This window comes from Parabacteroides sp. AF18-52 (assembly GCF_003479145.1).
GTDB lineage: Bacteria > Bacteroidota > Bacteroidia > Bacteroidales > Tannerellaceae > Parabacteroides > Parabacteroides faecis.
In genome coordinates this window covers 51,872-77,441 of record NZ_QUGR01000008.1, presented here as the reverse complement: position 1 = coordinate 77,441, position 25,570 = coordinate 51,872, and the positions used below count along the sequence as shown (strand labels likewise).

The window sequence follows — 25,570 nt, the reverse complement described above, 5'->3', positions numbered from 1 at the left end:
CTTTTATCTCATTTTCCCCAATCCGAAGGCTCTGCCCCCATCTGTAACACCAACGTTCCACCCTTCATCAGGTCGGCATGCATCAGATAACATTTATTGTAAGGATTTCCATTTAAAGTAGCCTGCTGGACATAGATATTTTCAGGGCTGTTATTGTGAGCTTCAATCACAAATGTCTTACCCTCCGCATAGTCAGGATCCAGATTGAAGACGATCTTCTCAAATACCGGGCTGGTCAGTTCATACCGCTGGTCGCCCGGACAAACCGGATGTAATCCACTAGCCGCCAATACGTACCAGGCCGACATCTGTCCTACGTCCTCATTACCGACCAATCCCAATACTGAATTTTTATAAGCATTCCGGCAAATATCCCGCGTCCATTTCTGCGTAAGTTCCGGAGCACCCAGGCGATTAAACAGGAAGGGTACATGATGTACCGGTTCGTTGGCGTGATTATAATATTGATTCCATAAATAGCCGGCAGGTGTTTGTTCAAACATATCCGTCAAATCAGCCAGAACCTTTTCCCGTCCGCCCATCAGTTTGATCATGCCTTCCACATCATGAGGTACGAACCATCCTTGCTGATAGGCATTACTTTCCACACAACCATATCCTTCAGCCAGTCTCCCCTGTTCCGGTAACGGCAAATATTCCCCTTTTTCATTACGGGGACGGAACCAGCCATAATCCGGATCGTAAAGGGTCGTATAAGTTCCTGACCTGCGTTCAAAAAGCTCCTTATCCGCCTCTTTCCCAAGCCATCCGGCCAAACGAGCCATACACCAATCGTTGTAGGCATATTCTAATGTATGAGAGATGGAACCCGGCGTATATCCGTTTTCATTATTTCCAAACATCCGGGATGTATGCAATGCATACTGATAAGCCTTGTCTATATCATACGAACGGATTCCTTTTGAATAAGCATCACATAACACTGAGATAGCCGGATTTCCCAGCATACAGCCCGAATAGGCATTCAGCAACTCCCATCGTTCCAGATAGTTGTTTCCGCTCTGGTCCGCAATCTCAACCAGCGAGTTTATCTGGTCATTGATCAGAGTCGGATTTATAATCGTTTGCAAAGGCATCTGGCTCCGGAAAACATCCCAACCACTAAAAATTGTCCGTTTAGAGAATCGGTCTGTTACATGCACCTGTTTATCCGCCCCCATATATTCTCCATTCACATCACTGCATACACGCGGATCGATCATCGTGTGATAAAGAGCCGTATAAAAGATATGCTTTTCATCTTCCGTCCCACCCGATACGGTGATTTTGGAAAGTGCGTCATTCCACAACTGCTGGCAGGAAGCCAATGTCGCATCAAAATCCCATGCATTCATTTCCGAATGAAGGTTCTCTTCTGCATTCCTCATACTGGTAAAAGAGATGCCGCTTTTCATCAGAATCTGATCTCCGTTTTTTGTATCGAAGTCAGCATAGAATCCGATATGCTTCCCCACATAAGAAGTTACGTCCGGAATGATCCGGGCATTTCTCACTACTTCATGATAGCGTTCACTCTCTATATCTCCGCGTTTGCGCGTCCAGTCGTCCGGTATATCGGCCGACCATACGCCATGCGACCGGAAAGGCCGGGAAAACTCGGCATAGAAATAGACGATATAGTCAGCTTTACCGTCGCCATTTCCCCAGCCACCGCCTTCGGGAGGACATTTCATCTCTCCACGGATCGTATGGTCATTGATCACTTCGATGGCTTGCCAGGTGGAAGTTCCTCCCACCCTTCTTGCCAGATCTATCTGGATACGCGATTCTTTACTTTCAGGAAATGTAAAACGCAACATTCCGCTATGAGGAAGTGCCGTTGCCTCCGCTTTTATCTGATAATCCGTCAGCATCACAGAGTAATAACCAGCAGATGCTTTTTCCGAGGACTTATCGTACCGGGACCGGTATCCCTTATCCGGTTCGTCCGGTGTACCCGAAAATGTATGCAGTTTCCCTACCGTCGGCATAACAAGCAGGTTTCCCAGATCGCCATACCAGCCAATCCCGCTCATTTGTGTAAAAGCAAAACCTTCGATAGAAGTATGCTCATCACTATAACCGGAACCATTATCCCCTCCGGTAATCGTATTAGGACTGACCTGTACCATACCGAACGGAGCCGTCGCTCCCGGAAAAGTTTTACCTAAACCATGATAAGCTCCACCCGCATCCATACTGGTGGAGGCACCGATAAAAGGATTTACATAAGAAGATAAAATCTCTTGCGATTCCTGGTTATCTTTTACAGAACCACAAGAAAACGAAACAACACAGAGAACTAATGAACACAAACTAATATTTTTTTTCATAATGCTATCGATTGATAAGAATAATATTATTATGACTACATTTCAAATTTTTCCATTCAGCTAACCTATATATGAAATATAAATTAAGGAAGCGGAAACGACTCAAAAACTTTATTTTGAATTTGAGTCATATCAATCAATCTCCTTTCAATAAGTTTCCAATCATATTTACCATTCAACATAACAATATCTTCTTCGAAATCTATGTCATCAAAATAAGTAATAGCCTTGAAAGGTCTGATGAGATTTGACCCGGGGAATTTACGCTCATACAACCTAAGCATTGAATTAAAAGGAAAACGAGTAGATAAAAAAGCTATATCAATAAAATCTTTTAGCCGCGAACCATTATCGGCAATAGCTGAAAGTTTCATGGCTACGATATCCTCCATACTATACAATCTTATATCAGACTCGGTGTATGGCTTCTCAAGATAACCATAAGAATGGGTAATGCAGTCTATCTTAACACCGTCTATGGTTCCCTTCAAGGTGTTTTTTTCCATGAAGTCAGTACGGAAACCATATTTATCACGAAGGAATATTTCTAGTTTCCCTGCATCAAATGATTCCGGTGTAAAAAGATCCAGATCAACACTGATTCTATGACCTAAATATAAAGCCAAAGAAGTTCCCCCTGCCAAATTAAAATTTGACATCACACTTTCACTTTCCAGCATTTTTAAGAGTTCAAGAGTTGATCTCGCAACAGTTTCCGTGTGTAACATTTTAGTTCTTCTTTTTTAAGATTAAAGGCAATACAGACAAAATTCATATCCCGGGACGACAAATTGGGAACTTCTTTTATTATTTCCCTAAATCCTTCTATACCGCCATACAATTTAAATGCAGCATAAAAATCCTTTAGCCATCCCCTCTCTATGACACGTTGAACTACTACTTTTCTTGATTTCCACCAATCAAAATGAGACAAGTCATATTCCCAAAGCAAGGATGACGAGATTGATGTATCACCAGTGTATGTCTTATATTCATCAAATATAGTCATTTCCTGTTCTTTTTGTACCTATACAAATTTACTACATTTCGAAAGAAGACACAATTATTCAAACGTTTTTATTATTCATCCTCCTCACAGCAAATATTTTTTTGTTGGATTGCTCAAATCGACTCTATTTCCAATGTTCCATACTCTTGTATTATCAGGGCTGCTATTACAAACTAACCAACAGATACGACGAGACTTATCTATTCCTCCCTACAAACAGGTTGAAAGGCAAAGACTCTTTATTGTCAGGAAGTACACAGTATACAGATATCGGCTTTGACTGTTTTGCGTTTGATTATCTTCGGTAAAAAGTAAGAAACTGTTTTGCCATTCTTGAAATAAAGTATTATTTTTGTTCGTGAGGAAGTCGTTTAGTTATTTGATTTTCAATACAACCATGAAACTTTGCCGACATGATAAAATGTACCCTCACCTTTTTAGTACTGTGAATTGTTCAGACTAATAATATAGTGCAAATGAATGTATCTGAAAAACATCCTTTCGTTTCGGTTGTTATGCCGACTTATAATGTCGGAAAATATATTGAAGAAGCTGTCCAAAGTATCCTCAACCAAACTTTTTTAGACTTTGAGTTTATTATCGTAGACGATGGTTCAACAGACCATACACCTGAAATCCTACGCTCATTTTCCGATCCTCGCATCCGGCTGTTATTCAATGAAAAGAATGAAGAAAAGCAAAATGTCACTGCTAAAAGAATCAGGGAGTGCCATGCGCCTTATTATTTGGGGAAATGACACTCTCTTTTCAATTAAAAACGGATATAAATTAAATTAATTATTATGCGATATGTAGTAATATTATTATCCCTGTATTTTTTTACTTCTTGTTCCGATCAAAAAGATAAAATTGATAAAACGATTATACCGGTATCAGAAGTAATAGGATCTGGTGAAGTTTTGAATTTGAGTGACTTCGCGAAATCCGTGAAGTATATCCCTTTGGAAACAAATGACAGTGTGTTGATAGGGAGACTTGAGCAAGCGATGTCGATAGGGGGCAAGCATTTGATTAGTGACGCTCCTTTTGGTAAAGCTTCACAGTATTATATATTTGATGAAGAGGGTAATTATGTTACCCAAGTAGGGAGCATTGGACATGGTCCCGGTCAATATAGTCATGTGAAATCAGTTGATATCGATTATCAAAATGAGAGGATATTGTTAGAGGCGATACCCAAGTGTTTTGAATATGATTGGAATGGGGGTTTAATTGATGAAAAAGTAAAATTGGATTCTGCAGGATATTATACTTTTCAGACGGTATATATTGGGACAGATTTGTTTTTATCAACAATATCTTCTCGAAAAAATCGTGAGTTCAAGGCTTTTTTATATGTGAAAGATAACGAAGGGTTAAAAATAACCCGAACTTACCCCAATCATTTCCAACGGGAAAAAGTGGGTATAGACGAAGACAGTTTCGGGACACGGGATGGTAAGTTTTATCGTTACAAAAATCAAGTCCGATATTGGCGTAGTTGGGATGATACAATATTTACATTCAACGAAAAATTAGATTTGGAGCCTGCATATATTTTTGATATGGGGACTTATAAAGCTCCGATGGAATGGATGTCCTCTTTGCAGAAGGATTATGCTCAGGCAGGTTATGTATTTCCTCAACGCATTATTGAATCGGATCAATATCTGTTTATACATTTTAATTGCGGACGACATGCTCCTGAAAAGTATGAATATGAACAAGAGGCGGTCGGACAGGGCGTACGGACAAAACATAAACGGGTAAATGTAGATATATATGGTTTGTTTGACAAGAATTCCGGTAATCTTATTTTAATGAATCAGCCTGTCAAACATAAATATTTAGGTTTCCGTAATGATATAGATGGCGGTCCTTGTTTTTGGCCTAAATATATCTCACCGAAAGATGAAATGGTTACATGGTTTACAGCCGACAAGTTTCTGGAAATATACGAACAATTGCCGAATCCGTCGGCCGAACTGAAAGCAGTAGCGGAAAAGCTGAATCCGGATGATAATCCGGTGCTGATGGTGGTACAATTAAAGTAGAGACCATACAAATTTGAAAGAATAACCATTATACACATGAAGATTTATTTTACTTTTTGAGGTTGTCATATCAACTTAATATCAAATTGACAAAATGTTATCTTATGACCTGCAGGGTGAGCTGTATGGGATAGCGGAGACGATGATTGTTTTTATTCGATTGTAGAGAGGTTCGCCATATTCGATATGTCGTCATTTTAGATGTATTGAGATGATTTTGCTGTATTACCACCTCTATAATCGATATTTTATTGCAACAGATGGTCATCTGTGATTTTTTTAACACTAGAGAATCGACTGCTGTTTTGTCCGTTTAAGAAGCAGCAAAATGCTTAATAACATATAATCGAACCTTTTTTACATGCGCAAAAGAACACAAATATTCTTTTATTAACAAGTATACACATTTAAGCAAACAGCTATTTCAGTTACAACAAAAATAAAACTTATTTAAAATGAAAAATATTTCGTTTAAAACGAGTTTATCTTTTTCTTAACCGAGTTAAAAACGCGTATCAGTCAAATACTACGTTAATAAATGTATATATCCATCCTCTATAAGAGGTGTAATACAGGATACGTTCGTTACGGATATTCTGATTATCAGATCAAAATGATTACATATTGGATCTTATACCAACAAAATAACAATTATCTCGATTTCCGCGGATAAGCGTATTATAGAAGATTTAAATCTATAACACTGCATTAGGTTGCAAGCCGGTCATAGCAGTCATGTTACAAATTGACAAAACATTTTATTGAAGACCCGATGCATCAGAACACAAACCTAATATAACAATCCAAACATCCAAAGAGGAATCCGATTATGGTGTCCTATTTCTGTATTATCTACAGCCAGGAAGCTATCAGGGACATCCTTTATCTGGTCAAAAGTTTTTGTGCGTCCACCTACCTCAAATAAATAATGCCGATCGACATAGAAATCACCTTGAAGAGGTAACAACACTTCATGTCCCAAACTCAACTGATTAAAGAAAAAAGTTTCTCTCAATGTGCCTATATCTGCATTTGAAGACAATGCATACATTAAATTGGGATTATCCAAATAAATTTTATCCGGACGCGAAAGACTTTTATAATTTTTTGCCTGAGTAGTCAACAGTGACAATAATCCGCCCCGTTCCAATGCATACAACATTTTCAAACCTTGTTCCCGATTTGTTTCCAACTCCTTATATAATTCATTCATTTTAGGAGTATGCGGCACCCTTTCTGCTAAAATCATCAATAACTTTTTTACTTTTTGCGTAGTAATATACTGGACATCTTCCACCGCCGGCAAATCAGATTCAATTACTTGCCTGACAACTTCCTGCAAGCGAAAATCATATCCTTCAAAAGTATCTTTATAAAATGGATAATATCCTGTTCGAAGATACTTTTCAAACAAAGGTAGAATTTTCACCTGTTCCGTCACTGTCGATGCTACCGAAACATGATTATGCAGCAATTCCTCCAAAGAATATGCAGGTATATTTATTTCACATTCAAACTCCAGGAATTCCCTGAACGAAAGTCCGGCCAACCGATATACCATTTGTCTTCTCGATAAATCACCTTGCTGTACGTCAATCTCCAACATGGAAGAACCGGTATATGCCACATGCAAATCCGGATAGTCATCATTTACATTCTTTAACATTGTTTGCCATCGGGGATATTTATGTACTTCATCCAAAAAAAGATGTGTTCCCCCATGTGTATAATGATACTCTACTAAATCGTCCAGTGAGTGGGTTGAAAACCACAAATTATCCAAAGAGACATATAAAGCACGATCAGTCTGTCCAAAATTTCGCTTTATATGTTGAAGCAAAAGAGTCGTTTTGCCTACACCTCTGGCACCTTTGATACCGATTAACTTATCATTCCAGTTAATTTTCTCATAAAGAAATCGAGTAAAGGACATCGGTGTCTCCTGCAACTTTCTCCGATAACTCCGATAGATTTTTTCAACGCCTATTTCTTCCATTTGATTGATTTCCTCTTTTGTACAAAGATACTAGAATAAATTTCACAACGTCTTTATTTAAACATAAAACAATCTTCTAAAGTTCTTTATTTTACATAAAAACAATCTTGCAAGATTGTTTTTATGTCTTGATCATACCCAAACAACCTCTCTCCACTGTCTTCCCTTTTTCTGTGAAACATACCATCCTTCAAAGAACAGGGAACAAAGAGAAACTTTTTTTGTTTTCTATTTGCTTTATTCAACACTTCTCTATACATTTGTCGCCGTACACACCGATAAAGCGTTATTGGTCGGTACATTTTATTGATTACGGAAGCGTTTTAAAGATATTATCTTGGTTTAGAAACTTCGACAATTTCAGAACAATGGGATAATAGACAACAAAACGCTCACGTACCTTTCCTTGTTATATCTGTTCATAGGCATTGTTATATACATATGTCTTTATGGATATATAAATAAAAGGGCGTGAGTTGTTGTTTATATTCATTGTTCGGGCAGTCGAAGGCCTCTAAACCAGATATAATCAACAATCCTCACGCCTTCTTTTATTTGTATAACCATCCACTCCGGGGATTGATGGATATCTAGTATTTACATTTGTATGAAAAATCATGTTCTCAGTTTTTTTCATCGACTTGCCTTGATACTATTTTTATCAGGGATGTTTATTAGTCAGGCCTATGCGCAAAGAACTACCGTAAAAGGTATTGTAAAAGATCATTCAGGTGAAGCACTTATCGGTGTTAATGTTATGGAAAAAGGAAAGACCAATGGAACCATAACCGGTAGTGACGGAATGTTCAGACTGAATGTGTCAGGGGAAAAGCCGATATTGGTATTTTCTTATATCGGTTATGTAACGCAAGAGATTCCTGTTACCAATCAGGAAATACTCACAATCACTCTAAAAGAAGATACCGAAGAACTGGATGAAGTACTGGTTATCGGTTACGGTACAGCTAAGAAAAAAGACCTGACAGGTGCTATTTCCCGTGTAAAAGCAGAAAAAATGGAAGCGGAAGCTCCACGGTCCGTTCAAGACCTGCTGCGTGCCAGTGCCGCCGGTTTGTCCATCAGCATGTCTACAGATGCTGCCGGTACAGCCGACCTGCAAATACGAGGAAAAAATACGTTAAGTGCTGGTTCTGCTCCTCTCATCGTACTGGATGGCGTCATTTACGACGGTTCCATGCAGGATATCAATGCCATGGATGTCGAAAGCATCGATGTCCTGAAAGATGCCAGTTCCGTTGCTGTTTATGGAGCCAAAGCAGCCAATGGAGTCATTGCCATTACGACTAAAAAAGGAAATACGGGTAAGCCGGTGATTACTTTCAATGCCAACGTCGGCCTGGTACATAATTCGCGCTTGCCTAAAACGGTTGACGGAGCAGGCTTCCTAGCATTTCGTCAGGAATATGCAGAAGGTCTGCTATCCCAGGACGAACTAACTGCACAACCCGGCAAGTATGCCGACCCGCGCACCTTGTCATCGATGGGAGTCGATCCATTGACATGGTACAATTACGACCAGAAAAATCCGGGTTCAGTGCTGCCTGATGACAAGACACTGGTCACAACCTGGCTGACCCGTCTGAATCTGCAGAATATCGAAATTGAAAATTATCTGAACGGCGTGGAGACCAATTGGGATGACATCGTTTATCAGACCGGTCTGCAACAGGATTATACCACCAGTATATCCAACCGGACGGACAATTTCTCTTATTATTGGTCGCTGGGATACGCCGACCGTGAAGGAGTAAAAACCGGTGACCGCTACCGGAATTTCCGGTCACGACTGAATCTGGAATCGAAAGTTACTTCTTTTCTTACTGTCGGACTAAATTCTCAATTTGCGACCCGTATCGGTGGTTACCTGGCTGCCGATGTCGATCAGCGCGAGCATAATTCACCATACACGACCAACGAAATTGACAACCTGGATAGTCCGTACCGGATGTATCCTTCCGGCGACAATAATACCAAAAATCCGTTCTTCGACAACCTGTATCGCGACCGGCGCGATATCAACCATGATTTCAATGCCAATTTGTATGCTATCCTGAAATTACCTTTCGGGTTGGAATACCAAATGAATTTTACTCCCCGTTACCATTGGTACGAATATATGAACCATGAATCGTCCCAACATCCTGAATGGGCCGGAGAAGGCGGAAAGTCGGAACGAAAAAACGAGAAGACGTTCAACTGGCTGCTCGACCATATCGTACGCTGGAAACAGGAGTTCGGTAAGGATCACCGTGTAGAAGCGACGTTCCTGTTCAATGCGGAAAAGGGGCAATGGTGGCAAACGGTAGCCAAGAACCAGCAGTTTACCCCAAGTGACGTGCTTGGATACCATAATATCGGAGCCGGAGCCATTCCATCCGTCTCCAGTAACGATACCTACAAAACAGGAGATGCGTTAATGGGACGCGTATTTTATTCTTTCCGGGATAAATATCTGATCACAGCTTCGGTCCGACGTGACGGCTATTCCGCTTTCGGGCAAATGAACCCACGTGCCACATTCCCCGCATTAGCTTTGGGCTGGGTCTTTACTTCCGAAAAATTTATGAAAGCATCAGACAATTGGCTAAATTACGGAAAACTCCGTTTTTCCTGGGGACAGAACGGGAACAGAGATATCGGTCAATATGAAGCATTAGCTTCCCTGAATTCCGGACTGCATCCTTATATCGACCAGAACGGAAATGTCTATGTAACCTCCCAGATATACATCAACCGCATGCCGAACAGCGCATTGAAATGGGAACGTACGGCCTCTTACAATATAGGTATCGACTTCTCTGTGTGCGGAAACAGACTAAGCGGTAGCATGGAAACTTACATGGCCGAAACCAACGACCTGTTGGTGAGCCGTTCGCTGCCTTCCATTTTAGGGTACGATAATGTGAAAGCCAATCTGGGAACATTGACGAACCGTGGATTTGAGCTGACTTTGAATGCCAATCTGATAGAGAATAAAAACTTCTCTTGGAATTCAAGCGGAACTTTCTCATTCAACCGCCGGAAAATCAAACATCTGTATGGAGACAAAGAAGAAGTGAAGGATGCCGACGGCAATGTGATCGGATATAAAGAAGCGGATGATATAGCAAACAAATGGTTCATCGGTCACGATACAGATCAGATATGGGATTATGAACGCGACGGCGTCTGGCAGCTCGGAGAAGAAGAAGAGGCTGCCAAATACGGGAATAAGCCGGGAGATTTTAAATACATCGACCAGAACAACGACGGGGTAATGGATAACGACGATAAGATATTCCAGGGATATACAACTCCCCGTTACCGCTGGTCATGGAGAAATGAGTTTACATTCTATAAAAACTTCAATTTATCCTTTATGATGTATTCGCATATCGGGCAATACGGGACATTCAACCGGGCAGCCAATACAGGCGGTATGTTCGACCGGTATACCGTAGTAGATATTCCGCGCTGGACGAAAGATAATCCGACCGACGATTACGGACGCCTGGGATCCAAAAACATCGGTAGCAATTATGTAAAAAAGACATTTGTACGCATGGAAAACATCACATTGTCGTATAATGTTCCGCAAAACTTCCTGAAAAAATTCTCCGTACAGAACATGCGTTTCTCTGTTGCCGTTCGTAACCCGTTCGTCATCACAGGATGGACTTTCGGAGATCCGGAAGGCGGCGACACGACGCTGAGAACCGTCAATTTCGGTGTAAACTTTACTTTATAAACATTGATCAACCTATAAGAATTAAGATTATGAACAATACAAAATATCTTATACTGGCTTTAGCCGCGTTACCTTTACTCAACTCCTGTAACGACAGTTGGCTCGAACCGAAGCCCCTATCCTTCTACACTCCGGAAAACACCTATGTAGACGCAGCCGGTTTGTACTCCGCATTGGTAGCCTGCGAACGGAATATGCGCCACGAATTTTTTACCGACGGCGCTCCGATACTAACGGAAATGTACACAGCAGATATTGCCGTACATGGGAAAACCGATGAAAGCGGTTCGCTGGTCGATTTCGATAACGAGATGCTTCCTGCCCGTACGAAGAATGATATGAAAGGCAAGAACGGATGGTATTGGGCAGAAGGTTTTAAAGGGATCAAGTATGCCAATATTGTGATCAGCCGTCTCGACGCCGCCACATTCAAAGACGAGGCAGAGCGGAATGCAGTGCTGGGCGGAGCCTATTTCCATCGTTCCTACCGTTATTACAAATTGACACATCAGTTCGGGAACGTCCCCTGGTTAAGTGAAGAGATCACCCGGCCGAAGCTCGACTTTTATTCCTATGACCGCTGGAGCATACTCGAACAATGTAAAAAGGATATGGAGTTTGCCTATCAATGGGTTCCTGAACAGATGGACCGCGGCAGGGCTAATAAAGATGCTTGCGGCATGTTATTAATGAAAATATGTATGTCGCTGGGAGATTTCGACCGCGCCATCGAAGTGGGAAAGGAAGTAGTTGCCCGGCATCCGTTGATGACAGAACGTTTCACCAGCAACCAGAACAAACCGAATACAAACCTGATGCATGACTTACATAGCGTAGAAGCTAAAATAGACATGAACAATACGGAAGGTCTCATGTACGTGGTGGCTTATCCTGACATTGTCGAAGCCGGAGATAAACGTATTTATACGATGCGTAACGGACTCCCCTACTGGGCCAAAGGGGCAGCCATCAAAACTCCGGACGGAAAATCCGGGACAGCTATTGTTCCGGCCTCCGAAGACAAGAACACGGAGATCGATAATGATGCCAATTACGGCCGTGGTATCGGCACTTGCCGCCCTACGAATTATTTCCAGTATGAGATCTGGACCGATAAGGAAAAGAACGACTTGCGCAGTCCGAATAATCACGACAGCTGGAAACGTATGGAGGATCTGCGATACAATGAGCCGAGCCTGAAGAAGAATAACAGTCCGTGGTATGGCCAGCCGCTGGTTCGCCCGAATGACATGTCCGTTGCCGACTCTATCCGTTGCTGGTATATGTGGCCGCATTACAAACTGTTTGTTCCGGACCCTACAAAAACACAGGATTACCAGGGCGGTGAAACTCCCTGGTATGTCTATCGTTCAGCCGAAACATATCTGATGATGGCCGAGTGCTACTATTGGAAAGGGGATAATGCGAATGCTGCCGCCATGCTGAATGTTGTCCGCAACCGCGCCGGGGCAGAACCTTTGACCGGAACGATCGGTATCGCCGAGGTATTGGCCGAACGTGCCCGTGAACTGTACTACGAAGAAAACCGCCATGTGGAACTGGTCCGCATGTCCTATCTGTATGCTAAAACAGGCAAGGCTTGTGAAGAATTCGGGGGGCGCATCTATAAATTAGATAATTTCTCCGGTCCGGGCGGAACCGGGACAAACTGTAAGGATGCTGGAGTGAACTTTTATTTCGATTGGGTGATCAAGCATAATAACTTTTACAACAAAGGAGTCGTTATCCCTTATGGCGAATACCGGATGAGCGTACATCATGTACTGTGGCCGGTTCCGGAAAATGCGATCAAGACAAATACCGGAGGGGTTATCAATCAGAATATAGGCTATCCGGGAGCAGAAAATAATATTACTCCCCTGATGGTCGGTGAAGAAGCTCCGGCAACAGAATAAATCAATGAGAAAAAAGCGCAATACATAAAAACATCAACTATGCGCAAGGCTCCGGGCTATTGAATGAAAGTGGAATACACGGGATTTTGAGAACCCGGAGCTTAAAAAAACGAGTACCGATTGACAGATGTCTGTTTCTTATCCGGCATAAACCTGAAAAACATCTGATCAATCGGTATCTCTTTTTAAAACTGAATCGTTTGTAATATCTTATCGGTTGCCCCGGCATTATCACTAACGAAATGTCCGGCACTATTACCCGAAGCTTCCAAAACTTCATGATAAGTCAGCAACTCATCCATCTTATCACAGAAAACCTGTTTATCCGATACGGAAAAACCTCCTCCCACTTTGATCAGGTCGCGTGCTTCCTTGAATTTCTGGTATCTGGGTCCGAATATGACAGGTATGCCATAAACCGCAGCTTCCAATGTATTATGTATACCGGCTCCGAAACCTCCACCGATATAAGCGATCGTGCCGTAACGGTAGATCGAAGAGAGCAATCCGAAACTATCGATGATCAGGCAATCTTTTCCTTCCAGTAAAGACGGATCTTGCTTCACATCCGATAAACGGACGGAGGGACGCTTCAACAGCGACTCGATATACATCAGATGTTCCCGGTGGATCTCATGCGGCGCAATGATTAATTTCATCTCCGGATGTTCATTGAAATAAGGGATCAGTATTTCCTCATCCTGCGGCCAGGAACTTCCGGCAATAAGAGTAAGGTGTTTCTCTTCTCCTCCTTCACAAACAAAACGTTCCACATTCGGCAATTCACGGGCTTGGTTACGAACGTCCAATACCCGGTCGAAGCGGGTATCACCGGTAACCGTCACATTCCTGATACCAAATTCATTCAATAATTCTTTCGAGCGATCGTCCTGTACGAACAAATGTGTGAAGCAATAAAGCATCTTCCGGTATGAATAACCGAACCATTGGAAAAACAGCTGGTCACGACGGAAGATAGCAGAAATGATATAAACAGGGATGCCTCTGCGTTTTAACTCATGCAGGTAATTTCCCCAAAACTCATATTTTATAAATACGGCAATAGCCGGGTTTGCCAGATTCAGGAACTTTTTAACCCGGTAAGGCGTATCGAAGGGCAGATAACAAATAACATCTGCCCCATTGTAATTCTTACGAACCTCATATCCCGAAGGAGAAAAGAAAGTAAGCAGTATTTTATACTCCGGATGTTCCGCCTTGATCTTCTCCATCATCGGACGGCCCTGTTCGAACTCGCCCAGAGAGGAAGCATGAAACCAGATATATTTTGCATTCCGGTCGATCTTCTCACGAAGAATGGAATTCGTCCTCCATTGACCCAGACGCATGATCCGGGCCTTTTTATGGAATGGAGATATCAACGCAATGATAAATGCGTAAAAGTGGATTGCCAGACTATACATAACTTATTTAAGCACTTCAATCGCTCTTTCGATACGGCGAATAGATTCTTCTTTTCCTAAAGCTTCTGTAATATCAAATATGTGAGGGCCTTTTCCTTCACCGACCAAAGCCAAACGGGTAGCATTCATGATATTTCCCAAATGGTATCCTTTGCTTTCGATCCAGGCTTTCACTTCTTCTTCGGTTCCTTCGATATCGAACGGTTCACGAACGCGCAGCACTTCGATCAGTTCTGCCAACTGGACTGCAGAATCGGCTTTCCAGCGTTTTTTCGTTGTCTTCTCATCGTATTCGGTCGGAGCAACAAAGAAGAATGCACAAACATCCCATAATTCCTTAATAAAAGAAACACGGTCTTTCATCATTCCTACCACTTTTTCCACATAAGCCGGTTCGGCTTTTACACCGTGGCTTTCAAGGATAGGCATGAACAGTGCTGCCACTTCTTTATTGTCTTTCTTCTGGATATACTGGTGGTTGAACCATTTACCTTTTTCATAATCGAACTTGGCACCGGCCTTGCTGCAACGGGTAAGATCGAAATATTTGATCAGTTCATCCATGCTCATGATCTCCTGATCGTTACCGGGGTTCCATCCCAGCAGAGCAAGAAAGTTAACGACTGCTTCCGGCAAATAACCGCTTTCACGGTATCCCGAAGAAATATCGCCGGTCTTAGGATCATGCCATTCCAACGGGAACACAGGGAATCCTAAACGGTCACCGTCACGTTTACTCAGTTTACCGTTCCCTTCCGGCTTCAGCAATAAAGCGAGGTGGGCAAATTGCGGCATCGTATCCGCCCAACCCAGATAACGGTATAACAGGACATGAAGGGGAGCACTCGGCAACCATTCTTCACCACGGATCACGTGAGTTACTTCCATCAGGTGGTCATCGACAATGTTTGCCAGATGGTAAGTAGGCAGCTGGTCAGCCGATTTATATAATACTTTATCATCCAGGATAGAAGAGTTGATCACTACTTCACCACGGATGATATCGTTTACATGGATATCTTCGTTCGGTTCGATCTTGATACGGACAACATACTGGTTGCCGGCATCGATCAATGCCTTTGTTTCCTCTGCAGAAAGTGTCAAGGAGTTGCGCATCTGCAAACGGGTAGATGCATCGTACTGGAAATTAGCGATTTCCTGACGTTTGGCATCCAGTTCCTGTGGTGTATCGAAAGCGATATAAGCCAGACCATCGTTCAACAACTGATCGACATATTCCTTATAAATAGCCTTTCTCTCACTTTGACGATAGGGACCCTGTTCGCCTCCAAAGTTCACACCTTCATCGAACTTGATACCCAACCAGGTAAGAGCTTCAATGATATACTTCTCGGCTCCCGGAACAAACCGTTGAGAATCGGTATCTTCAATACGTAAAATCAAATCTCCGCCATTTTGTTTGGCAAACAAATAGTTGTATAAAGCAGTACGAACACCTCCGATATGCAGCGCCCCTGTCGGGCTGGGTGCAAAACGGACTCTAACTTTCCTTTGAGTCATAATTCTTTCATTCTATAATAATGCGGCAAAAGTAGTCCTTTTTTTTCTCTTACTAAACTTTTTTATGTACATTTCGCCCTCAAATGAGAATCTTATGAAACTAAAAAACTATAGCATACACCCGGCCGTATATTTCATAGTAGCATCTCTGCTAATTGCTTACTTTTTCCCGCGTGAGGGGAAATTCCGTTATCAGTTCTATGAAGGCAAGCCCTGGAGGTACGGATTGCTTACTGCGCCGAGCGATTTTCCTATTTATAAAACCGATGCCGAAGTCGAAGCAGAAAAAGACAGTGTACTGAAAAACTTCGAGCCTTATTTCCGTATGGACGCGACTGTCGAAAATACGGAAGTCGACAAGTTACGGACTGCCTACAACAATGACCTGAAACGGAAAGCGACGCCGGCTTATATGCAATACATCGAAAATAGCCTGGTCAGCCTGTACAAAAAAGGGATCATAGCCCCGCAGGAAGTGGAAAACCTGAAAAAGAACAACTACGAACGCGTTAACCTGCTGGAAAATAATATTGCACATTCCCGTTATGCCAGCGACTTTTTCACGGTAAAAACAGCTTATGAGTTCATTATAAATAATTGTCCGACCCGTTTGGACAAATCGATCCTGCAGTCTTGTGATATTAATAATTACCTGACGGAAAACGTATCGTACGATGAAGCGATGTCTGAGAAAGTAAAAGACGATATGCTCCGGGGGGTAGCACTGGCTAACGGTATGGTACAGGCGGGGGAACGCATCGTTGACAGGGGAGAAATTATTGATAATCATACATACAATGTGTTACGTTCCCTAAAGATCGTACACGAAACAAAGTCGGGCGGTGCCCAACGTCAAAGTATTATCCTTGGCGGACAATTCGTACTGGTCTTCGGTATGATTTTCTGTTTCTGGCTATACCTGTGGTCCTTCCGGTTGAAGATATTACATAACAGACGGAACGCGCTGTTTCTCGTCCTGTGTATATTTGTCAGTTGTATATTGACAGAGTTGTGTGTCACGTATGCACTGTTCAATATTTATATATTGCCTTATGCGATTGTGCCGATCGTTGTCCGGACCTTCTTTGATTCCCGTACAGCCCTGTTTACGCATCTTATCATCGTATTGATATGTTCGTTGATGGTACCTTTCCCGCATGAGTTCCTGCTGTTACAGATCATAGCGGGGATGGTCGTTACCTTCAGCTTGAGAGACCTGTCGGAACGTTCGCAGCTGATCCGTTGCGCATTCCTGATCTTTATGTCTTATACATTATGTTATATCAGTCTTGCCTTATATCAGGAAGCCGATTTCAACAAGATCAACTGGCTGATGATCCTGTACTTCGGTATTAACTTCATTCTGTTGATGTTTACTTATATTCTGGTTTACATGCTGGAAAAGACCTTCGGATATGTATCGAGTATCACGTTGGTGGAATTATCGAACATCAATACGCCTATTCTTAAAAAGTTATCGGAAACATCTCCCGGAACATTCCAACACTCCCTGCAGGTCTCTATCCTGGCATCGGAAGCGGCTGCAAAAATCGGAGCGAATGCGCAACTGGTGCGAACGGGAGCCATGTACCATGATATAGGAAAAATGGCAAACCCGGCTTTCTTTACCGAAAACCAAAGTAGTGTGAATCCACATGGCCAGCTGACTTTCGACCAGAGTGCCAAAGTGATCATCAACCATGTCACCGATGGAGTAAGGATAGCCGAGAAGGCATTGTTACCGAAAGCTGTCGTCGATTTCATCCGCACACATCATGGATTGGGGAAAGCCAAATATTTCTATAACTCATTCAAAAACCAATATCCGGATAAAGAGATCGACGAAAAGGTGTTTACTTATCCGGGACCTAACCCGTTCTCAAAAGAGACTGCCGTGCTGATGATGGCGGACTCTGTTGAAGCGGCCTCCCGCAGTCTGAAAGAACATACGGAAGAGAGCATCAAACAGTTGGTGGATAAAATTATCGACGGACAGATCGCTGACGGATTATTAAAGAGTGCTCCGCTGACCTTCCGGGACGTGGAAACCATTAAAAGTGTTTTTGTCGACAAGCTGAAAACGATGTTCCATACCCGTATCAGTTATCCTGACCTGAAGAAATAGTTTCCAATAATCCGCCACAGGCGTCTTCCAGTAAGTCGAGAACCAACTCAAAGCCGGAGGCGCCTCCGTAATAGGGATCGGGGACATAATCGTATAATTTATTACGGGAATATTCCGTCATCTGGTGTATTTTAGCAACAGACTCCAGGTCGGGGGCCTTCTGTTTCAGGTCATCGATATTACGATCGTCCATCCCGATGATCAGATCGAAATCATAGAAATCGGAAGTACGGACAGGACGGGAGATAGAATCGAGCACATAGCCCCGCCGTGCTGCATGGCTACGCATCCGCTGGTCGGCACGTTCTCCTTCATGATATCCCATGATACCTGCCGAATCGACTTCGATAGAATCTTCAAGACCGGCATCCTTTACCAATTTCTTCATCACCGCTTCTGCCGACGGAGAGCGACAGATATTTCCGAGACAAACAAATAACAATCTTATCTTTTCCTGCTTCATCATACTGGTCATTTAATTGTTTTTTTAATTGAATACTTCATTGTTTACGCCGGGTCGACATCATAGTGCACTATCAACTGTTTAAAAGGAAGATAGCGTTGCATTTCCGAATGAATTGCTTCCAGTATCTCCCTAACAGGGGCAATCGCTGCAGCTATCTCGATTTTCAGAACGATCTTTTTAATATGCAATGTCTGTACCCGGGTGACAGGCGGAGTCACAGGGCCTAATACCCTTTCTCCTAAACGGACACGCAACTTTTCTGCATAGATTGTCGACATTTCCTGCAAGACGGTCTCATTACGGCTCCGGAGCACCAGAACAATCAACCGGTAATAAGGCGGATACCGGAACATACTGCGCTCGCTCAACTGCAAACGGACCATTTCCCGATAAGCAAAATGCTGTACCATCCGTATCAAAGGATGCTCCGGCTGGGAAGTCTGTAAAACAACCGTACCGCGTTTATCCCTCCTACCGGCACGCCCACTCACCTGTACCATCAGCTGGAAAGCGCGTTCGTGAGCCCGGAAGTCTGGGTAATTCATCAGGTTATCGGCATTCAGAATACCTACTACACTCACATTTCCAAAGTCCAACCCTTTGGACAACATCTGCGTCCCGATCAGTATCTGCGTCTTCCCTTTCTCAAAATCCGATATAATACGCTCGTATGCCGTACGGGTACGGGCTGTGTCGAAATCCAGCCTCTCGACTTTTGCCGCCGGAAACAAAGAGGCGATCTCCTCCTCCACCTTTTCCGTACCGAATCCCATCATTTTTAACTCTGCACTCTGACATTCCGGACAATGGGGCGGTAACTGAATAGTATATCCGCAATAATGGCAGACCAGTTGATTATGGTATTTATGATAGGTCAGGCTGACATCACAATTCACACAATGAGGGACCCAGCCGCAACTCTTACATTCGATCATCGGAGCGAACCCACGCCGGTTCTGGAACAGGATAGCCTGTTCGCCACGAGCAAGCGCCGCATTTACCTTTTCAACCAGCAAAGGAGAGAAAAGCGTATCTTTCATGATCTTTTTACGCTTCAGTTCTTTTATATCGGCAGTTATGATCTCCGGCATCAGGCAATCGCCGAAACGGGAAGTCAGTTCTACCAATCCATATTTACCGGTCGTTGCATTGAAATAAGAGTCGATCGAAGGGGTCGCAGACCCCAACAATGTCTTTGCCCCGTGCATCCCCGCCAATACGATAGCAGCATTACGGGCATGGTAACGTGGTGCCGGGTCTTGTTGCTTATAGGTATTCTCATGTTCCTCATCCACAATGATCAACCCCAGGTCCTTGAACGGAAGAAAAAGAGAGGAACGCACTCCCAGTACGACCATCGGTTCTCCCCCATGAAGCAGCTTATTCCAAACCTCCACACGTTCATTGTCGGAAAATTTGGAATGATATACCAGCAACTTGTCTCCGAACAACTTAGCCAACCGCTCCGTGATCTGGGTCGTTATAGCGATCTCCGGAAGCATATACAAAACCTGCCGGCCCATCTTCAACACCTCATCGATCAGACGGACATAGATTTCAGTCTTTCCGCTCGAAGTAACTCCATGAAGCAAACAAACCTCTTTGGAAGTAAAAGTATCATGTATCTCGTTATAGGCTTTTTCCTGTGCCGGACTTAGCAAACTAAGCGACTGCAACCGGCATACCGGGACTTGCAAACGTCCGACTTCTTTCTCATAACTCTCCAGGACTCCTCGTTTCAGCAAACCTTCCAATATAGCAGATGAACAGCCACTGTGCTCCATTAATTCTTTTCTTGAAACCTCCTTACTCAGAGCAGGGTTTAAAGCATGACTTAAATCGAGAAAACAAACCAGCAAAAGTTCCTGTTTTTTTGCCCGCTTAAAATCGGCAAAAACCTCCTGTAAACGTTCCTCAGTAGCATATTCCTGCGACAACCGGATAAATGTCTGCATTTTCGGAACAAACCCTCGTTTCATTTCTTCGCTGACTTCAACAGCTCCACGAGCCATCAAAGAAGCCACAACCGGTACAACATTACGCAATCCGGTTCTTTTCTCCAGTTCCGATACAGTTAATTTGAGTACACCTTTGAAGGCATCCAGTACTGCTTGTTCATTGGGGCGCAAAGGACCGTCTGCCTCAAAATCAACATTATAAGTCACAGCCGTTTCACTTTCCAGTTTTAACCCGGAAGGTAAGGCTGCTTTATAAACATCTCCCAGTTTACACAAATAATAAGAGGCTATCCATTTCCAGAAACGAAGTTGCGGCCTGCGCAACACGGGACTTGCATCCAGCAAGGCATAGATCTCTTTTGTTTCAAAATCCGTATTCGGCCTACGTTCATGCACATCCATGACAATCGCTGTGTAATAACGTTTCTTACCGAAATGAACAATGACCCGGCAACCGGGAGTTACGGCAGCCTCCAGGTCCGCAGGAATGCTATAAGTATAGCTATTTTCCAGCGGCAGGGGTAGTATGACATCTGCATATTTCATTTACGATGCCAAAAGTAACAAAAAAGGCCGGACTGTTAAAGCCCGACCCTTCATATCTTATGTCTGTTATCAAAACAAAATGGCAGCAGTAATAGACCATCCGCGGTTCTTGGCATTCAGGTCGAATTTCTCAGAACTATAGTTATCGGTTAGTCCCAAACCGTAATTTACACCGATCTGCAAATGACTGATCAGTTCCGCACCTACACCGAAGTTAAGGCCTGCACTAAAGTTTTTCGCTTTTATCTGATCTCCTAAAACATCCCATATTTTATCCCCTCCCACACGGAAACCGACATACGGACCGGCAGAAAGATAGGCTTTGACAAGAGGAATACCGAATTTCCATTTCAGATTTACCGGTATATCGAGATAATCTGTTTTCATACTTGTTGAAGATGCCGATCCTTCCGCTTTCATATCTACTCCTTTCTGTGAATAAAGGATCGCGGCATCCAACCCTATTCCGACCAGAGGAATCGTTGTTTCGATCATCGGACCGATCTGGAAACCTGTCACGTTATCCGCTTTCAGTATATCGGAATTCAGATGAACGGACGATATGTTTAAACCGCCTTTCACCCCAAACTTCAGCTGGGACTTGGCCGGTACGGCTATGAATACCATCAAAATAATCAAAACTAAACCTGTAACCTTTTTCATATTGCCTGTTGTTAATTAATTACTGTTTGCAAATAAACATACTTTTCCAATAATAAACAAGTATTCCAGCCTTACTGTTCATTCATTAAAAAGAAAAGCATGCACCGGGCACGGAGCTCATCCCGCAAACCGATCCATGCCTCTTTTCCTAATTATTATGGCAAAATAATTAAAAACAAATACACCAAGACAACGACAGGATGAACGGGAGTAAGAATATAGAGGCAGAATTGCCTTTTGTTCTCTTCCGGCCTTTCCTCGAAGCCGTCGAAATAATATGCCTTGCAGGTCTTCTGACTTACTTCCGGATCGGGCGCCTTCCCAACTTTTGTCAGTTGACAGTTGATAGTTGACAATTGACAGTTAAACTGTCCACTGTCCACTGTTATCTGTCAACTCCTTCGTCAGTGGCACGAGTGTTGCCTTATCCGTTATGAAGCTTACAGCAGCGGGACTGTCCGGGATTTTCACCCGATTCCCTTTTAATCCTTTCCTGCGAATACAGGCCAGGAACAATGCATGCCGCAAATATAGAGAGTTTTTTCGGATTATCACAACGAATGCCTATTTTCGTTAGAGACTATTCTATTTTAGCCTGATCGGTGCTTTGTTTCAATCGATCCAACACTTTCTCCCGCAAATATTCGGGAAACTCCTTATGGAATGGAAAGCTGGATAGTAAATCTAATTCTTTTTCAACAGCGGAAGAATCTTCAGGCCTGTCGATAAAATTGCCATAATAAGTGTTACCTTCAAATTTGGTATTAATGCTATTACCTGTCACAAACTTATATTGCAGTTCATCGTTCATGACATAGAAGATATTCCGCTTGAAAACCGTATTCTCCGCCCAGGGACCACCCCAGTTATCCATCACGAGCACTGAACGATCTATATCGGGAGAAGGCTTTTTCATGATAACGATTACGTTATCCTCAATAGCCGTCTGTTTAGCCGGTCCGGAAATATGGATTACCGGAGAGAACCAACCCGGACGAGTCGGATACGGACGCAAACCGTCATTAATACTTACATTGTGGCGGATAATCGTATTTTCTGTACCTATATTATACGGCTCTCCCAAAGAGTTACCTTCATTACAAACCATCACAAAACCTCCGGCATTATCATGGCTGAAATTGTACTGGATAAGCGTATTACGACAATTATAATCCGAATCGAATCCTTGTGCATCCCACTTCGCAAACTGACCACTTACTTCGTTGAACTGGATAATTGTATTATCACAACTCCACGGCCATATCCCGGCTGCGGCATCTTCAATCCTTAACAGATCAGGACTGTCCCTCACCACATTATGTTCGACCAATGCACCGTCACAAGCGATCGGGACAATCCCATCCCCCGGAACTTGTTCGATCAGATTCCCCCGGATAACGACATTCAAACTCGGGAACCATTTATCACGACCTGAATTTCCATTTCCGGTAATGCCATTTCGATGACAACGATAGATATGGCAGTTCTCAATCAGTAAATCGACAAAACGGGTCGGTACTTCTTCTCCACCATTATGCCAGTAAATACCGTTTCCTGCTCCTTCATTCTTAATACAACTACCGTTCACATCATGAACAGTCAGGTTCTTTAAATGGATATGGTGAACATCTCCTTTATCCCAGGCGTAAATAATCACTCCGTTCCTGCCCGGATCCGGTTTTTCTCCTTTGTTTGTTATCTCCAGATTATTAACCTCCCAATATTCAATACCTTCAAGCAACACGGTATGTTGCTTGAGCCCGTTACCATGTAAAACGGGCTTTTTGCCTTCTTCATAACTACTGACAATGACAGGCATTTCTTTACTACCACTACCTTTCGGTTCAAACTGTCCTATGTATTCCGTACCCGATTTGAACAAGATACGGTCACCTGGTTCGAACATCTGTTCATTCAGTTTTTTCAAACTCTTCCAGGCGGTTGAAGGTGAATTTCCTGTGTTGCTATCATCACCCGTCAGACTATCCATATAAAATGTCCGCGAAACAGGACTACAGGCACATAGCAATAAAGCCAAAAGCAAAGTGCATATTTTCATCTCTAATTAATTTATTTGTTAACCAATATTCAAAAGGGGATGTAAAAAGTCCATGTTAAGGAACCCTGATAACAGGACTTTAATACATCCCTAAACTTATCATTTTACCAATCCGGATTTTGATTCAATAGTGTATTTTTAAATAATTCAGCATTCGAAATAGGATATAAATACATTCTGTCATTCCAGGTCCGCTGATCGACCAGTTGACGAGTGTAAATCAAATCATTCCCTTTCTTTTCTATTTTTACCCCATAAATATCCATCGTCTGATCAGCGATCTTCCATCTTCTGACATCCCAGAAGCGATGATCTTCGAAAGCCAGTTCTACCTGACGTTCGTTCCGTATCCTTTCCCGGAAGTTATCCGTAGCAACACCCGGCATACCGGCACGCGTCCTGACCTGATCAATGGCTGCACGAGGCGATAAAGTAAATGTATTATCCGTATAATCCGGATTACCATACGCCTCATACAACGCTTCCGCATAATTGAGCAATACCTCTGCATATCTGAAAAGGACCCAGACATGGCGGCCGGTCGTTGTATTGTTCGGATCCAGGCTAATAGACTCCAACACATACTTTTTCAAATAATAGCCAGTAGGAGTCGCCCCGTCGATAGGAGTCCCGTTTTTACCACCGATGAATGTTTCAACCGTTGCATTCTTGAAAGTCGATCCATTATATAACACGGTCTTGAACAAACGAGAGTCTCTTTTTTCCGGATTATATATGTTACTGACATGCTCCGGATTCTTCCAGTCGAACCGGCTGCCGTCACTCATTTCAAAGGCATCCACCAGATTTTGTGAAGGGCAGGTTCCCGAGTTTCCCCCTTCGTATCCTATCGGGAAATTTAGCTTCTCAAAATTGTTGGAATTACCCTGCCGGGTTTCCAGGATCAATTCTTTTGAAGACAAATTATTCCAGCTGCTTTCATCAAGCAATTGATACCACCCTTCAGATTCAGATTTGTCAATCAATTGTTTAGCTGCTTTTGCCGCTTCCACCCATTTCTCCTGACTGACAGCTCCCGCATATAACGGGCTGGCTGCATACAGCAATACTCTCGATTTCAGTGCCATGACGGCTCCCTGCGTGATACGGCCGGTTTCAGCTCCCGGCATATCTTTGTATGATACCGGTAATTTATCGGCAATCTCATTACATTCGCTGACAATAAACCCGATTACTTTTTCAAAATCTGCGGGTGCCACCTTATTCGCGTCTTCCAATTCCAGACAGTCCGTTATCAGAGGAACATTTTTATAACGCTTTGCCAACTCAAAATAGTAGAATGCACGTAAAAAACGTGCTTCATAAGGATAATACTGATATTGTTTCATTAAAAGCGCATAATCATCATTCCATTCTATATTCTCAAAATCTTTTTGATGATTCTCCAGAAACATGTTAGTAGTCCGGATCGCTGCATAATAGTTTCCCCATACATCGTCTATCGTCAGAATCGGACTCCAGGAACCATTATTATACCGGATAATATTGGAAGTGCTCCATGCATACTCCGCCTCATCGGTTGCAGCCGCACGAGTCGCTCCGTCAAAACTTCCAAAATCTACCGGTAGATAAGAATATGCTGTTGTAAGCACACCTTTCGCCCGGTCAAAGTAGACAAACATATCCTCCTTCCCGTATCCGGAAGACTCACTGTAATCCAGATAATCACAAGAAGGCAGAGATACTGCAAAAGCCAATATGGTTGATAATAGATACTTATTCATATACGTC

Annotated in this window: 16 protein-coding genes and 1 riboswitch; of the genes, 5 read left to right on the top strand and 11 right to left on the bottom strand. The window is 42.9% G+C overall.

Features of this window, described 5'->3' with window-relative positions; all coding sequences use genetic code 11:
- Positions 1 to 8: 8 nt before the first annotated feature.
- From DWX23_RS14370 to DWX23_RS14360, 3 genes are all read right to left on the bottom strand, one after another.
- Complete coding sequence (locus DWX23_RS14370; protein ID WP_122374992.1) at positions 9 to 2,333, bottom strand: GH92 family glycosyl hydrolase; 2,325 nt, start codon at positions 2,331 to 2,333, stop codon at positions 9 to 11.
- An 83-nt stretch (positions 2,334 to 2,416) separates the two neighbouring features.
- The gene (locus DWX23_RS14365) at positions 2,417 to 3,061 is read right to left on the bottom strand and encodes a nucleotidyl transferase AbiEii/AbiGii toxin family protein (protein ID WP_122356322.1); all 645 of its coding nucleotides are present in this window, start codon (positions 3,059 to 3,061) and stop codon (positions 2,417 to 2,419) included.
- Positions 3,016 to 3,342 (bottom strand): hypothetical protein, encoded by a 327-nt coding sequence (locus DWX23_RS14360; RefSeq protein WP_007654232.1) that lies wholly within the window; start codon positions 3,340 to 3,342, stop codon positions 3,016 to 3,018. Before DWX23_RS14360 ends, DWX23_RS14365 begins: the two co-directional genes overlap by 46 nt.
- A 476-nt stretch (positions 3,343 to 3,818) precedes the next feature.
- On the opposite strand from DWX23_RS14360, the gene DWX23_RS14355 reads away from it, so the two are divergent.
- Both DWX23_RS14355 and DWX23_RS14350 read left to right on the top strand, forming a co-directional pair.
- Positions 3,819 to 4,100 carry a glycosyltransferase family 2 protein gene (locus tag DWX23_RS14355; protein WP_122374991.1) on the top strand — a complete coding sequence of 94 codons (282 nt, stop codon included), beginning with the start codon at positions 3,819 to 3,821 and terminating at the stop codon, positions 4,098 to 4,100.
- 45 nt (positions 4,101 to 4,145) lie between these two features.
- The gene (locus tag DWX23_RS14350) at positions 4,146 to 5,396 is read left to right on the top strand and encodes a 6-bladed beta-propeller (protein ID WP_122374990.1); all 1,251 of its coding nucleotides are present in this window, start codon (positions 4,146 to 4,148) and stop codon (positions 5,394 to 5,396) included.
- Positions 5,397 to 6,186: 790 nt separating this feature from the next.
- Here the strand turns inward: DWX23_RS14350 and DWX23_RS14345 are convergent.
- The gene (locus DWX23_RS14345) at positions 6,187 to 7,392 is read right to left on the bottom strand and encodes an ATP-binding protein (protein WP_122374989.1); all 1,206 of its coding nucleotides are present in this window, start codon (positions 7,390 to 7,392) and stop codon (positions 6,187 to 6,189) included.
- A gap of 607 nt (positions 7,393 to 7,999) precedes the next feature.
- On the opposite strand from DWX23_RS14345, the gene DWX23_RS14340 reads away from it, so the two are divergent.
- Both DWX23_RS14340 and DWX23_RS14335 read left to right on the top strand, forming a co-directional pair.
- Positions 8,000 to 11,140, top strand: coding sequence for a TonB-dependent receptor (locus tag DWX23_RS14340; protein ID WP_122356324.1), 3,141 nt, complete (start codon positions 8,000 to 8,002; stop codon positions 11,138 to 11,140).
- A 29-nt stretch (positions 11,141 to 11,169) separates the two neighbouring features.
- The gene (locus DWX23_RS14335) at positions 11,170 to 13,056 is read left to right on the top strand and encodes a RagB/SusD family nutrient uptake outer membrane protein (RefSeq protein WP_122356326.1); all 1,887 of its coding nucleotides are present in this window, start codon (positions 11,170 to 11,172) and stop codon (positions 13,054 to 13,056) included.
- A gap of 185 nt (positions 13,057 to 13,241) precedes the next feature.
- Here the strand turns inward: DWX23_RS14335 and DWX23_RS14330 are convergent, their stop codons facing one another.
- Together DWX23_RS14330 and gltX are read right to left on the bottom strand one after the other, a co-directional pair.
- Entirely contained in the window at positions 13,242 to 14,480 is a 1,239-nt protein-coding gene (locus DWX23_RS14330; protein WP_122356328.1) for a 3-deoxy-D-manno-octulosonic acid transferase, read from the bottom strand.
- Between the two features lie 3 nt (positions 14,481 to 14,483).
- The gene (gene gltX, locus DWX23_RS14325) at positions 14,484 to 16,001 is read right to left on the bottom strand and encodes a glutamate--tRNA ligase (protein WP_122374988.1); all 1,518 of its coding nucleotides are present in this window, start codon (positions 15,999 to 16,001) and stop codon (positions 14,484 to 14,486) included.
- A gap of 94 nt (positions 16,002 to 16,095) precedes the next feature.
- Between gltX and DWX23_RS14320 the strand changes: the two genes are divergently transcribed.
- Positions 16,096 to 18,126, top strand: coding sequence for an HD family phosphohydrolase (locus tag DWX23_RS14320; protein WP_122356332.1), 2,031 nt, complete (start codon positions 16,096 to 16,098; stop codon positions 18,124 to 18,126).
- On the opposite strand, the gene DWX23_RS14315 is transcribed toward DWX23_RS14320, so the two are convergent.
- The 5 genes from DWX23_RS14315 to DWX23_RS14295 form a co-directional block, all read right to left on the bottom strand.
- Positions 18,101 to 18,589: a low molecular weight protein-tyrosine-phosphatase gene (locus DWX23_RS14315; RefSeq protein ID WP_370450099.1), complete on the bottom strand. Its 489-nt coding sequence runs from the start codon at positions 18,587 to 18,589 to the stop codon at positions 18,101 to 18,103. The two genes, DWX23_RS14320 and DWX23_RS14315, sit on opposite strands and share 26 nt — an antisense overlap.
- A gap of 44 nt (positions 18,590 to 18,633) precedes the next feature.
- Positions 18,634 to 21,096: a primosomal protein N' gene (gene priA / locus DWX23_RS14310; RefSeq protein WP_122374987.1), complete on the bottom strand. Its 2,463-nt coding sequence runs from the start codon at positions 21,094 to 21,096 to the stop codon at positions 18,634 to 18,636.
- 69 nt (positions 21,097 to 21,165) lie between these two features.
- Complete coding sequence (locus DWX23_RS14305; protein WP_122374986.1) at positions 21,166 to 21,759, bottom strand: porin family protein; 594 nt, start codon at positions 21,757 to 21,759, stop codon at positions 21,166 to 21,168.
- 265 nt (positions 21,760 to 22,024) lie between these two features.
- A riboswitch (cobalamin riboswitch) is annotated at positions 22,025 to 22,292 on the bottom strand.
- Between the two features lie 47 nt (positions 22,293 to 22,339).
- The gene (locus DWX23_RS14300) at positions 22,340 to 23,818 is read right to left on the bottom strand and encodes a right-handed parallel beta-helix repeat-containing protein (RefSeq protein WP_122374985.1); all 1,479 of its coding nucleotides are present in this window, start codon (positions 23,816 to 23,818) and stop codon (positions 22,340 to 22,342) included.
- 104 nt (positions 23,819 to 23,922) lie between these two features.
- Positions 23,923 to 25,563 (bottom strand): RagB/SusD family nutrient uptake outer membrane protein, encoded by a 1,641-nt coding sequence (locus DWX23_RS14295; RefSeq protein ID WP_122374984.1) that lies wholly within the window; start codon positions 25,561 to 25,563, stop codon positions 23,923 to 23,925.
- Between the last annotated feature and the right edge of the window lie 7 nt (positions 25,564 to 25,570).

Coding starts and splice junctions, on each gene's coding strand:
- priA (WP_122374987.1), bottom strand. CDS start 21,096: ATGAAATATGCAGATGTCATACTACCCCTGCCGCTGGAAAATAGCTAT.
- DWX23_RS14335 (WP_122356326.1), top strand. CDS start 11,170: ATGAACAATACAAAATATCTTATACTGGCTTTAGCCGCGTTACCTTTA.
- DWX23_RS14370 (WP_122374992.1), bottom strand. CDS start 2,333: ATGAAAAAAAATATTAGTTTGTGTTCATTAGTTCTCTGTGTTGTTTCG.
- DWX23_RS14300 (WP_122374985.1), bottom strand. CDS start 23,818: ATGAAAATATGCACTTTGCTTTTGGCTTTATTGCTATGTGCCTGTAGT.
- DWX23_RS14350 (WP_122374990.1), top strand. CDS start 4,146: ATGCGATATGTAGTAATATTATTATCCCTGTATTTTTTTACTTCTTGT.
- DWX23_RS14360 (WP_007654232.1), bottom strand. CDS start 3,342: ATGACTATATTTGATGAATATAAGACATACACTGGTGATACATCAATC.
- DWX23_RS14305 (WP_122374986.1), bottom strand. CDS start 21,759: ATGAAAAAGGTTACAGGTTTAGTTTTGATTATTTTGATGGTATTCATA.
- DWX23_RS14340 (WP_122356324.1), top strand. CDS start 8,000: ATGAAAAATCATGTTCTCAGTTTTTTTCATCGACTTGCCTTGATACTA.
- DWX23_RS14330 (WP_122356328.1), bottom strand. CDS start 14,480: ATGTATAGTCTGGCAATCCACTTTTACGCATTTATCATTGCGTTGATA.
- DWX23_RS14355 (WP_122374991.1), top strand. CDS start 3,819: ATGAATGTATCTGAAAAACATCCTTTCGTTTCGGTTGTTATGCCGACT.
- DWX23_RS14345 (WP_122374989.1), bottom strand. CDS start 7,392: ATGGAAGAAATAGGCGTTGAAAAAATCTATCGGAGTTATCGGAGAAAG.
- gltX (WP_122374988.1), bottom strand. CDS start 16,001: ATGACTCAAAGGAAAGTTAGAGTCCGTTTTGCACCCAGCCCGACAGGG.
- DWX23_RS14315 (WP_370450099.1), bottom strand. CDS start 18,589: ATGAAGCAGGAAAAGATAAGATTGTTATTTGTTTGTCTCGGAAATATC.
- DWX23_RS14320 (WP_122356332.1), top strand. CDS start 16,096: ATGAAACTAAAAAACTATAGCATACACCCGGCCGTATATTTCATAGTA.
- DWX23_RS14295 (WP_122374984.1), bottom strand. CDS start 25,563: ATGAATAAGTATCTATTATCAACCATATTGGCTTTTGCAGTATCTCTG.
- DWX23_RS14365 (WP_122356322.1), bottom strand. CDS start 3,061: ATGTTACACACGGAAACTGTTGCGAGATCAACTCTTGAACTCTTAAAA.